General features: G+C 69.1%; 12 protein-coding genes. 6 read left to right on the forward strand and 6 right to left on the reverse strand.

The window, feature by feature from the left end; translation table 11 throughout:
• Window positions 1-23: 23 nt before the first annotated feature.
• From ACM6LU_RS20265 to ACM6LU_RS20290, 6 genes are all read left to right on the forward strand, one after another.
• The gene (locus ACM6LU_RS20265; protein ID WP_414939278.1) at window positions 24-1,328 is read left to right on the forward strand and encodes a nicotinate phosphoribosyltransferase; all 1,305 of its coding nucleotides are present in this window, start codon (window positions 24-26) and stop codon (window positions 1,326-1,328) included.
• A gap of 20 nt (window positions 1,329-1,348) precedes the next feature.
• Window positions 1,349-1,924, forward strand: coding sequence for an isochorismatase family protein (locus tag ACM6LU_RS20270; protein ID WP_414939279.1), 576 nt, complete (start codon window positions 1,349-1,351; stop codon window positions 1,922-1,924).
• On the forward strand, window positions 1,921-2,574 hold the full coding sequence (locus ACM6LU_RS20275) for a bifunctional 4-hydroxy-2-oxoglutarate aldolase/2-dehydro-3-deoxy-phosphogluconate aldolase (protein ID WP_414939280.1): 654 nt from the start codon (window positions 1,921-1,923) through the stop codon (window positions 2,572-2,574). Before ACM6LU_RS20270 ends, ACM6LU_RS20275 begins: the two co-directional genes overlap by 4 nt.
• 189 nt (window positions 2,575-2,763) lie before the next feature.
• Window positions 2,764-3,372 (forward strand): biotin transporter BioY, encoded by a 609-nt coding sequence (locus ACM6LU_RS20280; protein WP_414939281.1) that lies wholly within the window; start codon window positions 2,764-2,766, stop codon window positions 3,370-3,372.
• 124 nt (window positions 3,373-3,496) lie between these two features.
• On the forward strand, window positions 3,497-5,554 hold the full coding sequence (locus ACM6LU_RS20285; RefSeq protein ID WP_414939282.1) for an ATP-dependent DNA helicase: 2,058 nt from the start codon (window positions 3,497-3,499) through the stop codon (window positions 5,552-5,554).
• Between the two features lie 57 nt (window positions 5,555-5,611).
• Window positions 5,612-5,965, forward strand: coding sequence for a hypothetical protein (locus ACM6LU_RS20290; protein WP_414939283.1), 354 nt, complete (start codon window positions 5,612-5,614; stop codon window positions 5,963-5,965).
• 39 nt (window positions 5,966-6,004) lie between these two features.
• Here the strand turns inward: ACM6LU_RS20290 and ACM6LU_RS20295 are convergent, their stop codons facing one another.
• From ACM6LU_RS20295 to ACM6LU_RS20320, 6 genes are all read right to left on the reverse strand, one after another.
• Window positions 6,005-6,409, reverse strand: coding sequence for an OsmC family protein (locus tag ACM6LU_RS20295; protein ID WP_414939284.1), 405 nt, complete (start codon window positions 6,407-6,409; stop codon window positions 6,005-6,007).
• Window positions 6,410-6,420: 11 nt separating this feature from the next.
• Entirely contained in the window at window positions 6,421-8,172 is a 1,752-nt protein-coding gene (locus tag ACM6LU_RS20300) for a serine/threonine-protein kinase (protein ID WP_414939285.1), read from the reverse strand.
• Between the two features lie 17 nt (window positions 8,173-8,189).
• Complete coding sequence (locus tag ACM6LU_RS20305; protein WP_414939286.1) at window positions 8,190-8,948, reverse strand: peptidyl-tRNA hydrolase; 759 nt, start codon at window positions 8,946-8,948, stop codon at window positions 8,190-8,192.
• Window positions 8,945-10,174, reverse strand: a complete 1,230-nt coding sequence (gene serB, locus ACM6LU_RS20310) for a phosphoserine phosphatase SerB (protein ID WP_414939287.1) — start codon at window positions 10,172-10,174, stop codon at window positions 8,945-8,947. The genes ACM6LU_RS20305 and serB overlap by 4 nt, the downstream gene beginning before the upstream one ends.
• Window positions 10,175-10,261: 87 nt before the next feature.
• The gene (gene ctaD, locus ACM6LU_RS20315) at window positions 10,262-12,040 is read right to left on the reverse strand and encodes a cytochrome c oxidase subunit I (protein WP_414939288.1); all 1,779 of its coding nucleotides are present in this window, start codon (window positions 12,038-12,040) and stop codon (window positions 10,262-10,264) included.
• A 1,147-nt stretch (window positions 12,041-13,187) separates the two neighbouring features.
• Window positions 13,188-14,396: a glycosyltransferase gene (locus ACM6LU_RS20320; RefSeq protein WP_414939289.1), complete on the reverse strand. Its 1,209-nt coding sequence runs from the start codon at window positions 14,394-14,396 to the stop codon at window positions 13,188-13,190.
• Window positions 14,397-14,413 lie beyond the last annotated feature (17 nt).

Raw genomic sequence — 14,413 nt, forward strand, 5'->3', positions numbered from 1 at the left:
ATGTGAGTGAATAGGCTGGCCGCATGGGTTTCCCCGAGGCGGCCACTAGCGCCGGCACCGCGTTGCTCACCGACCACTACGAGCTGACCATGCTGGCCAGCGCCCTGGCCGACGGGACAGCGGATCGGCCGTGCGTCTTCGAGGTCTTCGCCCGTCGCCTGCCCGACGGCCGTCGCTACGGCGTCGTCGCGGGCACCGGCCGGGTCCTCGACTCGATCGCGGACTTCCGGTTCACCGACGCCGAGCTGAGCCAGCTGGAAGCGACCGCTGTCGTCGACGACGCCACCCTTTCGTGGCTCGCGGACTACTCCTTCTCGGGGAACATCGACGGTTACCCCGAGGGCGAGCTGTACTTCCCCGGCTCCCCGATCCTGACCGTCACCGGTTCCTTCGGCGAGGCCGTCGTGCTGGAGACGCTGATCCTGTCGATCCTGAACCACGACAGCGCGATCGCGTCCGCGGCGGCGCGCATGTCGGGCGCCGCGCACGGCAGGCCGATCATCGAGATGGGCGGGCGCCGCACCCACGAGTGGGCAGCCGTCGCCGCCGCGCGGGCCGCGTACCTCGCCGGTTTCGCCACGACGTCCAACCTCGAAGCCGGACGCCGCTACGGGATCCCGACGCGGGGCACCGTCGCGCACGCCTTCATGTTGCTGCACGACAGCGAAGAGGAGGCGTTCCGCGCGCAGGTGGACAAGATGGGCGCCGACACCACACTCCTGGTGGACACCTACGACATCACCCAGGGCATCGAAACAGCCGTCCGGGTGGCCGGGACCGAGCTCGGCGCGATCCGCATCGACTCCGGTGACGTGGGCCCGCTGGCCCGCAGGGCCCGCGAACAACTGGATGCCCTCGGCGCCAAGGACACCCGCATCGTGGTGTCCGGTGACCTCGACGAACACGCCATCGCGGCGCTCCGGGCGGAACCCGTCGACGCGTACGGCGTCGGCACCTCGGTCGTCACCGGCTCCGGCGCGCCGACCGCCGGGATGGTCTACAAACTCGTCGATGTCGACGGCAAACCGGTCGCCAAGCGCAGCGCGCACAAGGAGTCCCGCGGCGGCCGGAAGTCCGCGCTGCGACGGCACCGCGACACCGGCACCGCCGTCGAAGAGGTGATCTGGACGGCCGCCTCAGAGGTCCCGGAACAGGGACCGAACGACCACGAATTACAGATTCCGCTGGTCCGGGACGGCCGGACGGTGGATGATTTGCCCACGCTGGACGACGCGCGCCAGCGGCTTCGCCGGGCCTTGGTGAGCCTGCCGTGGGAGGGCCTCAAGCTCTCGCACGGGGAGCCCGCCATCCCGACCGTATTCGTCTGAAGAGAACTCAGGAGCAACACATGGGGACCGCCCTGATCGTGGTCGATGTGCAGAACGACTTCTGCGAAGGCGGGTCGCTCGGCCTGCCCGGTGGCGCCGCCGCCGCCGAAGCGATCTCCAAGCAGGCCGCCGAGGGTGGCTACGCGCACGTCGTCGCCACCCGTGACTACCACATCGACCCGGGCGACCACTTCAGCGAGACGCCGGACTTCAAGGACAGCTGGCCGCGGCACTGCGTCGCGGGTACTTCCGGCGCTTCGTTCCATCCGGCGCTCGACGTGGTCCCGATCAGCGAGGTCTTCTCCAAGGGCGAGTACACCGCCGCATACTCGGGCTTCGAGGGCAACGCGCGCGACGGCAAGACGCTCGAGGCCTGGCTGAAGGAACACGACGTCACCGAGGTCGACGTCGTCGGCATCGCGACCGACTTCTGCGTACGCGCCACGGCGCTCGACGCGGCGAAGGCGGGCTTCACCGTGCGAGTGCTGCTGGACCTCACCGTCGGCGGTTCGCAGCCGACGGTCGACGCCTCGCTCAAGGACTTCGACGAGGCCGGCGTGACCTACACCGGGAAGGCGCCGGTCCCGGCCGCATGATCCAGCACCACCTCCAGGACACCCTGATCGAAAACCGGCTCATCGCGATCCTGCGAGCCGACAACGCGAACCGCTTCGCCGACGCCGCGACGGTGCTTCACGCGGCAGGCGTCCGGGTGCTCGAAGCGGCGTTGACCACGCCGGGCGCACCGGAAGCCATCGCGGCCATCCGCAAGAAGCTCGGCGACGACGCGCACGTCGGCGCCGGGAGCGTCCGTGAACCGTCCGATGTGGACATCGCGGCGGACGCGGGCGCGATGTTCCTGGTCACGCCCACGGTGAATCCGCTGGTCTTGGAGCGCGCGCACGAACGCGGGCTGCCGGTGGTCTGCGGCGCGCTGACCCCGACCGAGATCGACCAGGCCTGGCGCCTCGGCGCGGCCGCGGTGAAGGTGTTCCCGGTCGCCGCCGTCGGCGGGGTCGCCTACCTGCGGGCGATCCGGGCGCCGATGCCGGACATCCCGCTGGTGCCGACCGGCGGCGTCCACCTCGCCGACGTCGCGAAGTACCTCGAGTCGGGTTCGATCGCCGTCGCCGCCGCGACGCCGCTGCTGGGTGACTCACTCACCTCCAGCGGGTCGCTGACGGATCTCGCGACCAGGGCGAGCGAGTTCGTCGCCGCGGCCGCGAAGTACGTCTCGCGCACTTAAGCCCTTTCCGCAATTAGTCCTCTAGTTGCGGTACTTGCGTGTGCAAGGACCGCAACTAGAGGACGAAACGCGGGGCTTGCCACCCGGACGAGGGGATCGGCAAGGACCGTGAGGTGGCCGACATTCGGACCGCGACCAGTCGCCTGGCGTTAACCTCGGTTCACATTCGTGTACTCACAGGAGGTCTGAGTGTCTTCGCTGTCTGTGGCCGACCGTCGTGTCGTCCTCGCCGACCTCGTTCCCGGCGCACTGGTCCGTGACGCGATCCTGGTCGCCGGTGGTGCCGCGCTGACCGGTGCGGCCGCGCAGATCATGATCCCGGTGCCCGGCTCGCCGGTGCCGATGACCGGCCAGACGTTCGCCGCCCTGCTGGTCGGCACGGCGCTCGACTGGAAGCGCGGCGCGCTGTCGATGGCGCTGTACCTCGCCGTCGGCGCGGCCGGCTTCGGCTGGTTCCAGAACGGCTCGTCGGGACTGTTCGGCCTCAGCGCCGGCTACATCGTCGGGTTCGTTTTCGCCGGCGCCCTGGTGGGCGCGCTCGCCGGCCGCGGCGGGGACCGCACGCCGCTGCGCACCGCGGGCACGATGGTGCTCGGCAACCTCGTCATCTACTCGTTCGGCGTGTCGTGGCTGATGGCCTCGGCCGGGTACAGCCTGTCGACCGGGCTGGAGAGGGGCGTCGTGCCGTTCCTGATCGGTGACGCGCTGAAGATCGCCATCGCGGCGGCGCTGCTTCCGGGCACCTGGGCGCTGGTCTCGCCTCTCCTTGAAGACAAGCACAGCCGCAAGGACGCGTGACCGGCCCTTTCACCGCTGTCCGGCGTGTGATGAACGGGACTTTCCTTGCAGAATTCGCAAGGAAGTCCCGTTCATCACACGGGCCGCAGAATCCTGACGGTGGGCCCGGCTATCGTCTTGTCCCGTGCCAACCCGTGCTGACTTCCCCGGTGTCCTCGAACTCCTGACCCACGCGGTCGAGTCCGTGGGTGGTGCCGAGCGCGAGGGCCAGGTGCGGATGGCGGACGCCGTCGGCCGCGCCATCCGGACCGGCGAGCACCTCGCCGTGCAGGCGGGCACCGGCACCGGGAAATCGTTGGCCTACCTCGTTCCCGCGATCCGGCACGCGGTCGAGAAGGAGGCCACGGTCGTGGTCTCCACGGCCACCATCGCCCTGCAACGCCAACTGGTCGACCGAGACCTCCCCCGGCTCGCGAAGGCGCTGAAGAAGCCCCTCGGCCGTGAGCCCACCTTTGCGATCCTCAAGGGACGCCGTAACTACCTCTGTCTCCACCGACTCGATTCCGGCGCCCCGGACGAGCCGGAGGATCAGCAGCTGTTCGACCCGTTCGCCGTCTCCCGGCTGGGCAAGGAGGTCACGCGGCTGCGGGAGTGGTCGTCCGACACCGAGACCGGCGACCGCGACGAACTGGTTCCCGGTGTCTCGGATCAGGCGTGGCGCCAGGTTTCCGTCACGGCAAGGGAATGCCTTGGTGCCTCTCGTTGCCCCATCGGCACCGACTGCTTCGCGGAACGGTCCCGCGCCGAGGCCGGCAAGGCCGACGTCGTCGTCACCAACCACGCGCTGCTGGCGATCGACGCGCTGCAGGGCTATCAGGTGCTCCCCGATCACGACCTGGTGATCGTCGACGAGGCGCACGACCTGGTCGACCGCGTGACGTCCGTGGCCACCGGCGAGCTGACCAGCGGCATGGTCTCCGCCGCCGCCCGGCGCTGCGGGAAACTGGTCGACGACGAAGTGGCCGACCAGCTGCTGGAGGCGAGCGACGGGCTGGCCCTGATCCTCGACGACCTGCCGTCGGGCCGCATGGACTCGCTGCCGCAGGCCCTCACCGGCGCGGTCCCCGCCGTCCGCGACGCCGCGCACCGCTGCCTCACCGCGCTCGGCAAGGACCGGAAGGAGGAGGTCGACGAGGCCACGGCTCGTAAACTGGCCCGGTCGCTGCTCGAAGAGGTCCACGACACCGCGGTCCGGCTGCTCGAAGCCTTCGACGACGACAACGCGCATCAGCGCGACGTCGTCTGGTTGACCGGGGACCGCTTTTCCACCAACCCGCGTCCGCCCGCGCTGAAGGTCGCTCCGCTGGGTGTCGCAGGCCTGCTGCGCGAACGCGTCTTCAACCAGCACACGACCGTCCTCACATCGGCGACGCTGACGCTGGGCGGCACTTTCGACACCATGGCCCGGCAATGGGGTCTGCCGCCCGGCGGGGCCAGGGTCGAGAAGGCACCGGGCGCGGCGACCGACAAGGCCGCACCCGCCGACGGCGAAGACAAGGACGGCCCGAAGTGGACCGGGCTCGACGTCGGCTCCCCGTTCGACCACAAGCGCAACGGCATCCTCTACCTGGCCAAGCATCTGCCGCCGCCGGGCCGGGACGGGTTGCAGCCCTCGACCATGGACGAACTGGCCGAGCTGATCGAGGCCGCGGGCGGGCGCACGCTCGGCCTGTTCTCCTCGATGCGCGCGGCGAAACAGGCCACCGAGGAGATGCGGGAGCGGCTCGACGTGCCGATCCTCTGTCAGGGCGACGACTCCACCGGCCTGCTGGTACAGAAATTCTCCGAAGACGCGCGCACCTGCCTGTTCGGCACACTGTCGCTGTGGCAGGGCGTCGATGTGCCCGGCCCGTCGCTCCAGCTCGTGGTGGTCGACCGCATTCCGTTCCCGCGTCCGGACGACCCGGTCTCGTCGGCGCGGCAGCGAGCCGTGGAAGCCAGGGGTGGCAACGGTTTCCTCACCGTCGCGGCCACGCACGCCGCGCTGCTGCTCGCACAGGGCACCGGACGGCTGCACCGCTCGGTCAGCGATCGAGGCGTCGTGGCGATCCTGGATTCGCGGCTGGCCACGGCCCGCTACGGAGGATTCCTGCGGGCCTCACTGCCGCCGTTCTGGCCCACCATGGACCCGAAGGTCGCCCGCGACGCGCTACGCCGCCTCGACGCCGCCGCCCCGGCCTGAGTGGCCTGGAACACGGCCGAGTACCGTTAACAGAACGCCGAAGACAGGGAGAACCGGTTGTCCCACGAGTCGCCCAATGCACAATCCCGGACCGTCAGCGTCGATGACACCGGAGTGCGGCGCCAGCTCGCGGACGGAAGCGAGGAAGCCGTCAAGTGGTCCGAGCTGTCCGCGGTGGTGGTCCGAGTGATCCCTGAAGGCCCGTGGAAAGAAGACGTCTTCTTCATGCTCGCCGGCGCCAATGGGCAGGGCACGGCGATCCCCAGCGGCGACCCGGCCGCTGACGCGTTGATCGAACGGCTGCAGACGCTGCCCGGCTTCGACAACGAGAAGTTCATCGAGGCCATGACCACCGACGCCGACGAGGCGTACGTGGTCTGGAGCTCCGAAGGCCACGCCGCCAAGCACTAGAGAAGTGCTATGAACGGACCGTTCATAACATCCCGGGGGCTACTCGGCCGGGAAGCTCTCCGTGACCGGGACACCCTTCTTCAACGTCCGGCTCACCGTGCACAGCCGCTCGATGGCGCGATCCACCGCCGCCGCGAGCGCCTCCCGCTCCGAAGCGGGCAGTGACGACACGTCGACGTCGAAGGCCACATGGACGGCGTCGAGTTCCGAAGCGCCTTCGCGCCTGTCCGCGGTCACGCCGACCCGAAACTTCGAATCTTCCCCGATCCGCCGGGTGATGAGGTTCTCGGCGGTGACGGCCGAGCAGCCCGCCGCCGCGATCTGAAGCAGTTCGGCGGGTGAGAAGGCGCCCTCGGCGCCCTTGCGGCCGATCACGACCTCGGCACCGCGTTCGTTGCGGCCGACGAAGCGGTGCTCGCCGTCGCGCTGGACTTCCAGAGACACGGTCTTCCCTTTCAGAGTGGTGGCAGCCTTGGCGCGATCTCCCCGGCGAGCCGCTCCGCCGCCGGGCACATCTCCGGCGGTTTCTTGACCTTGTCCGAGACGTAGATCTCCACCGTCTCGATCATGGCACGGCCATTCCCGGTGAAGGTCCGGTGCGGGATCTCAGCTTGGCAAGCCTCCCACTCGGGCGCGACCTCGACGAAGGCCTCCCGCGGTCCGAGAGCGACACGCGTGCCGTCCGCCTCGAACGGCGCCCACTCCCGCTCGAACCGGATCGTCACCTCCGTCTCACGATGGTTCCAGTAGCACTCCCAGTTGCCGAAGATCGGATCCGGCGCGGCCGGGCCGCCGACGATCGCCTGCGGTGCCTCCCCGCCCAGCGCGCAGGCGTCGAGACTCCCGAGCGTCCCGGCGGGGAAGGGAACGGGACGCCGCTTGAGCGGTTCCCGGTTCAGCACCTCGGCCGCGTGCACGGCCACTGGATCGACGTAGTCGCACAGGTGGGCATGCCAGTCCTGGATGTGCCGGGCGTGCACCCAAACCTGGTTGCCGTCCGGCAGCGGGATGACCCGGCCACACTTCTCTTCGGGTTCGCCCGGTATTTCGCGCACACTCAAGTGCCCCGGAACCGGCTTCTCCAGCAACGGCGATTTCGGAAACGTCAATTCGAGCCGGACGTCGACGATGTCACCGTCGTCGCGGCTCATGCGCAGCAGGATCCCGCAGGCGTTGAAGTTGCCGTTGGCGGTGTCCAGCTCGGGGGTACCGAACCGCTTCAGCACGGAGGGGTCGACCAGCGCACAGGGATCCGCCGTGCGCGGGTCGCCGACCGAATCGGCGGGGAGCGCGGCAGCCGCGATCGACGCCGGTTCCTTCGTGACGTGGACAAGGCCTCCCACCAGCACCAGCACCGCGGCGACGGCGCCGATCGCGACGGCGCGCCTGGTCACCCGGAAACGTCGCGACCGCACCGGAACGTCGACATCCGCGACTTCGGCCAGCAGCTCGGCGGCGCGGACGGCGTCCGGCCTGCCGGCGGGTCTGCGCCGCAGCAACTCGGTCAGCACCGGCGCCAGCCGTCCCGCCTGACGGATCGGCTCCAGGGTGTACGACGTCGCCCGCCGGAGCTGGACGAACGGTCCCGCGTTCCCGTCCCCCCACACCGAGGTGCCCTCGACGGCGGCGAACAGCGTCGCACCGAGCGAGAACACATCCGCCGCGGCCCCCGCCTGCTGCCCTTCGGCCATCTCAGGCGCGACGTAGCCGGGAGTCCCGACGTCGAGACCACCCCCGGTGCGGGTCACCTCCGCCCACTGCGCGATGCCGAGGTCGGTGAGTTTGGCGGTGCCGTCCTCGGCCATCAGGACATTGCCCGGTTTGAGGTCGCGGTGGACCATGCCCTTCTCGTGCATCGCCGCGAGCGCGGCGGCGAGCTGGACACCGATCTTCGCCACCTTGCCGGGCGGCAGTGGGCCGTCGGTTTCGAGGATGTCCGCGAGACTGCGCGAAGGCAGGTACTCCATGACGAGCCAGCGCTCGTCACCGTCCATCACCGCGTCGAAGACGGTGACCACGTTCGGATGATGCAGACCAGCGCCGATCCGCGCCTCGCGCCGGATCTGCCCACTGTCCCCTGCCTGCGAGCGCTTGAGCGCGACGACCCGGCCGAGGTCCTGGTCGGTGGCACGCCAGACCACACCCATACCTCCGGCGCCGATCCGCTCCTCCAAGCGGTAGCGCCCGGCGATCAGCCGGTCACCCATGCGGGGAGTATAGGAGGTTAAGCCCTTTGGGCCAGGACAGTGACCGTTCCGGGATCGACCTCGGTGAATCCCGCGTCGCGGACCGCCACGACACCGTCACGGCGCCACGAGCCCTCGGGGTCCTCGATCGGGCACAGCGCCTTCCAGGTCGCGACCGGCGGGGTCCGCACCGAGCAGCGGAAACCGGTCTCGGCCCAAGCGGTCAGTTCGGCCTCGTCCAGCAGCGAGGCCAGGATCATCGTCGCGTGCCCGACCTGGGCGGAGCCCTTGCCGACGGTCATCGGGACCTCGGGGTTCAGCAGCAACCGCGGGACACCGTCCGGTGCGGGCCCCGGCTCGTCGGCCGGGAGTTCGCTCCCGGAGATCTGCAGCCGCGAGACCTCTTTCGGCGTCTCGACGACGCGGCCGGGAAGCAAGGCCCGCGCCTCGGCGCCGTCGACCTCGACCGTGACGCCGGGCAGCTCCTGGACCGCTCGCCAGTGCGCGCCCCGCGCACGCCGGGCGACCTTGCGGATCCGGCCGTCGACCCAGGCCTTGAGCGGCTCGTGCCACTCACCCTCGGGTCCGGCGCGTTCGTCGAGGCAGACCGCGACGGCCGCCGCCGCGACGGCTTCCAGCAAAGCGGTCCGTGACGGCGGTTCGGCGCGTTCCATCCGCAGGATCACCGGCATGGCGCGGACCTCGGCGGAATCCTCGTCCGAGGTGTCCTCCGTGGCCTCGGCCGGCAGGCCCAGCCAGTACGCGTAGCGCGCGGCCAACGGCTCCAACACGCTCATGGCCGGGACAGTTCGAGACCGTCTGCCGCGTCGGCGGCCTCGATCTCGCCCCGCGTGACACCGAGCAGGAACAGCACGGCGTCGAGGTACGGGTGCGAAAGCGCGGTGTCGGCCACCTCGCGCAGCGCGGGCTTCGCGTTGAAGGCGACCCCCATCCCGGCGACCGACAGCATGTCGATGTCGTTCGCCCCGTCGCCGACCGCGACGCACTGCTGCAGCGAGATCTCGTACTCCTCGGCGAACCGGCGCAGCGCCGTCGCCTTGCCCGCGCGGTCGACGATCTCCCCGACCACCCGGCCGGTGAGCTTGCCGTCGACCACTTCGAGTTCGTTCGCGGCGGCGAAGTCGAGGCCGAGGTCGTCCACCAGAGACTGGATGATCTTGGTGAACCCGCCCGAAACGACCCCGCAGCGGAAGCCCATCCGCTTCAGCGTGCGGATGGTCGTGCGGGCGCCGGGGGTGAGTTCGATCGAGGCGGCGACCTCGTCGAGCACCGTCTCGGGGAGCCCTTCCAGCAGCGCGACACGGCGCTCCAGCGACTCACTGAAGTTCAGTTCGCCGCGCATCGCGGCTTCGGTGATCTCGCGGACCTGGGGTTCGACGCCGGCGTGCGCGCCGAGCATCTCGATGACCTCACCCTGGATGAGCGTGGAGTCGACGTCGAAGACGACCAGCCGCTTCGCCCGGCGGGCGAGCCCGGCCCGCTCGACCGAGATGTCGATCCCGGCCGCGACGGCGGCGTCGGCCAGCGCGGCCCGCAAGGCGGCGTCGGCCTCCGGCGTGTCCTGGGCGAGCGAGGTGTACAGCTCCAGCCCGGTGACCGGGTAGTCGGCGACGCTGCGGATCGAGTCGATGTTGACGTCCAGCGCGGCGAGGCGGCGCGCGACGTCGGAGAACGCCCGCGCGGTCACGGGGCGGCCGAGCATCAGCAGGACGTGTGTCGAGTCCTTCTGGCCGATGGCGAACGGGTCGGCGCCGATGGCCGAGCCGATCTTCACCTCGACCTGCATCCCGACCGAGGCCATCGCCTGCTCGACGTACTCCTGCAGGCCTTCGGGGTCGCGGTACACCCCGGCGAGCACACCGAGCACCAGCTGGCCGCGGATGACCACCTGTTCCACGTCGAGGACGTCGACGTCGTGCCGGGACAACACGGCGAACAGGACCGAGGACACACCCGGCTTGTCTGGACCGGTGGTGGTGATGAGAACTGGTGTCTGCGTCACGGGCTCAGTCTTCCTTAGCCGGGCACAAGAATGGCGCGTGCCTTACCTCGGTGTGAGGCAGGGCACGCGCCATTTCCGCTTATCGGGTCACTTTTCGCTGGAGTTGTCCTTGGAGTGATCACCCGGCATGGCCGCCTCGGTGAGCACCTGGGAGGGCGCCCGGTGGGAGTTGACCTTCTGCTTCCCGAAGAAGCCGATCTCACCCTCCTTGTGGATGCGCTCCACCATATGCGGGTAGTGCAGCTCGAACGCCGGCCGCTCGGAACGGATCCGCGGCAGCTCGGTGAAGTTGTGCCGCGGCGGCGGGCAGGACGTCGCCCATTCGAGCGAGTTGCCGTAGCCCCACGGGTCGTCCACCGTGACGATCTCGCCGTACCGGTAACTCTTGAAGACGTTCCAGATGAACGGCAGCGTCGAGGCGCCGAGGATGTACGCGCCGATCGTGGAGATCGTGTTCAGCGTGGTGAAGCCGTCTGACTGCAGGTAGTCCGCGTACCGCCGCGGCATACCTTCGGCGCCCAGCCAGTGCTGCACCAGGAACGTGGCGTGGAAGCCGATGAACGTGGTCCAGAAGTGCCACTTGCCGAGCTTCTCGTCCATCATGCGGCCGGTGATCTTCGGGAACCAGAAGTAGATCCCGGCGAACGTAGCGAACACGATCGTGCCGTAAAGCACGTAGTGGAAGTGCGCGACGACGAAGTAACTGTCGGACACGTGGAAGTCGATCGCCGGCGCGGCCAGCATGATGCCGGTCAGCCCGCCGAAGAGGAACGTGACGATGAAGCCCATCGAGAAGATCATCGGCGTCTCGAAGGACAGCTGGCCCTTCCACATCGTGCCGATCCAGTTGAAGAACTTCACGCCCGTCGGGACCGCGATCAGGAAGGTCATGAAGGAGAAGAACGGCAGCAGCACGGCGCCGGTCGCGTACATGTGGTGTGCCCACACGGCCACCGACAGCGCGGCGATCGCCAGCGTCGCCCAGACCAGGCCCTTGTATCCGAAAATCGGTTTGCGGCTGAAGACCGGGAAGATCTCCGACACGATCCCGAAGAACGGCAGGGCCACGATATAGACCTCTGGATGGCCGAAGAACCAGAACAGGTGCTGCCAGAGGATCACGCCGCCGTTCGCGGGGTCGAACACATGCGCCCCGAGATGCCGGTCCGCCAGCAGGCCCATCAGGGCCGCGGTCAGGATCGGGAAGGCCAGCAGGATCAGGATGCTGGTGACCAGGATGTTCCAGGTGAAGATCGGCATCCGGTACATCGTCATACCGGGGGCGCGCAAGCAGACCACCGTGGTGATCATGTTGACGCCACCGAGGATGGTGCCGAGACCGGACACGACCAGACCGGAGATCCACAGGTCGGCGCCGACGCCGGGCGAGTGGATGGCGTCCGACAGCGGGGTGTAGGCGAACCAGCCGAAGTCGGCGGCGCCACCCGGGGTCAGGAAGCCGGACATCACGATCAGGCCGCCGAAGAGGTACAGCCAGTACGAGAACGCGTTCAACCGCGGGAACGCGACGTCGGGCGAACCGATCTGCAGCGGCAGGATGAAGTTCGCGAATCCGAAGAGGATCGGCGTCGCGTACAGCAGCAGCATGATCGTGCCGTGCATCGTGAACAGCTGGTTGTACTGCTCCTGCGAAAGGAACTGCTGCCCGGGACGCGCCAGCTCGGAGCGGATCAGCATCGCCATCGCGCCGCCCACCATGAAGAAGGCGAACGACGTGACCAGGTACATGATGCCGATTTGCTTGTGGTCCGTCGTGCGGAACAACCGCAGCAGGTACGAACCCTTAACCGACTCGCGCGCGGGGTATGGGCGCGTGGCGATCGGCTTGGGGGCTACGGCCGTCACTCCTGCCTCCAACACTCAAACCTTGTGGTGGTCAATGTTCTGCCGTCGGCCGGGGTGGGGACCCGTTTCGGCGGCTAGTGGGGATCGTAGCCCTCACTACCGACCGTCGCGCGCACCGGCTGGCAAGATCGCGCCGTGACCGACGAACACACCCGGGCGGGAGTGGCCGCGGCGATCGCTGTCGGTGACCGGTACGGGCTGCCGACCGGGCATCCCGAGGTCTTGCAGTTCCAGTCGAACGTGCTGGTGAGGCTGGGTCCGGTAGTGGCGCGGGTACCGGGAACGACGCGCTTCGCCCGGCCGTCCCCTGTGGACTGGCTCGCGCGCGACGTCGAACTGTCGAAGCACCTCACTGAACGTGATGTGCTCGTCGTCTCACCACCCACGGATCCCCCGGCCGGACCGCATTTCGCCAACGGCCTGCCGGTCACTCTCTGGCACTACACGCCCCATGAGCCCGGAGGCACTCTGCCACCGCGGGAGGTGGCGTCTTCACTCGCGCGAGTGAAGGCGGCGCTCATGGATCACCCCGGTGAACTGCCCGAACTCGGACCGATCCGGGAACTCCGGACGCTGCTCGACCGGAACGGGTCCTTCATGGCCGGTGCGGCGCCGCGACTGTACGAAGAACTCGAACGGGTCGCGGCGGCGCTGCCTGACCCTGCCTGTGCGGCCGCTGCACGGGGACGCCCAACTCGGGAAACGTCTTCGCGACGGCGGCCGGGCCGTGCTGGCTCGACTTCGAGGACACCCGACGCGGATCGCTCGGCCGGGACCTCGGTGCCCTCTACGCGGACCTCGGCCCTTCGGTCCTTTCCGCGTACCCGGCGGATGTGGCGCCTTCGTCGCTGCAGCCGTTCAGCGCACTTCGACGGTTGTCGAGTTTCCTGGCGGGTTCGTGATCCCGCGGCGGTTCCCTTCGCGACTCGGGGAAGCCGAGGCGGCCTTGGAGCACTACTTCTCCCGCGAGTAGTCGACTACTTGCGGTCGAGGTGAGCCCGGCCGAGCCGTGGGCGCCCTCCCCCCTCGCGCAATTAGTCCTCTAGTTGCGCGGCGGGGACGCGACACTCAGCGTCTCCAATGCCACATTGGGGACAGGGACTCGACCGGGCCCGGATCGCAAGTAGAGGACTACTTGCGATCCGGGCTAGACCGACGTCATCAGCAGCTTCGCCGCCACATCGGTCCCGTCGACCCGCACCTCACCACCGACCTGACGCGCCCGCTCCGCGACCTCCGGCCGCAACACCTCGGAAAGCGCCGAGGTCAGCGATGCCGCCGTCGGTTCCCCGGTGATCGAGGTCCCCATCCCGAGGTCCCGGACGCGCTGCGCGAAGTAGGGCTGGTCGAACATCCGCGGAACGAGTACCTGCGGGACCCCGGCCCTGGTCGCCGCCGTGGTCGTACCGGCACCGCCGTGGTGCACGGCCGCCGCGACCCGCGGGAAGAGCGCCTGCTGGTTGACGTCCCCGATCGCGATGCAGTCGGGTTCGTCGTCGATCAGCGCCAGTTCGGTCCAGCCGCGGGACACGATCGCCCGCCGCCCGTTCGCCCTCGCCGCCTCGATCATCGCCTTCGCGATCTCCTCCGGAGCGCGGATGCTCCCGAATCCGAAGTAGACCGGCGGCTCCCCGGCGTCGAGGAACGCCTCCAGTTCCGGGGCCAACGGGCTGTGGTCCGGCAGGATCCAGGCGCCGGTCTGGTACACGTCCAGCGCCGACGGTTCCCGCCACGGCGCCAGCACCGGATCGGCGGCCAGCCACGGCCGCTCGGTGAAGATGTGCCCGCGAACGTCTTCGACCGGCGGAAGGCCCAGCAGTTTCCGCCGCGCTTGGAGCACACCTCCCCATTGCCCGTTCCACCGTTCCGCGTCGTCGGCCCACAAGGCCGGGATGGCGGCGTCGGGGTTCTTCGGCGCCCATCCCGGGAAAACGGGCGGACGATGGTGCAGTGAAGGCAGCGTTATCGGGCAGTGAGCGGTAAAGAAATAAGGAATTCCTTTCAGCTCGGCGACCGAATGGGCGGCGATGTTCAAGGCCATTCCCGCGACGACGGCGTCGCAGTCCTCGGCCGCCTCCGGCATCGCCTCGAACTGGTTCACCACCATGGCCTCGGCCATCTCGCGCCGTCCTTCCGGCGTGGCCATCGCTTTGGTCAGCTCGGAGCCCGGCCTCGCGGTCGACCTGAGCTCAGGCCCCAGCGGGGCGAAGGAGATCCCGAGACCTTCGGCCCATTCACGGAATTCCGGCGGCGCGCAAAGCCGGACTTCTTGGCCGAGTTCCCGCAACCGCACCGCCAGTGCCACCAGCGGCTGTACCTCACCCCTTGTCCCGACAGTGGACAGGAGTACACGCATGGAAATCCCCCTTCGGC

This window comes from Amycolatopsis sp. cmx-11-51 (genome assembly GCF_047608665.1).
GTDB lineage: Bacteria > Actinomycetota > Actinomycetes > Mycobacteriales > Pseudonocardiaceae > Amycolatopsis.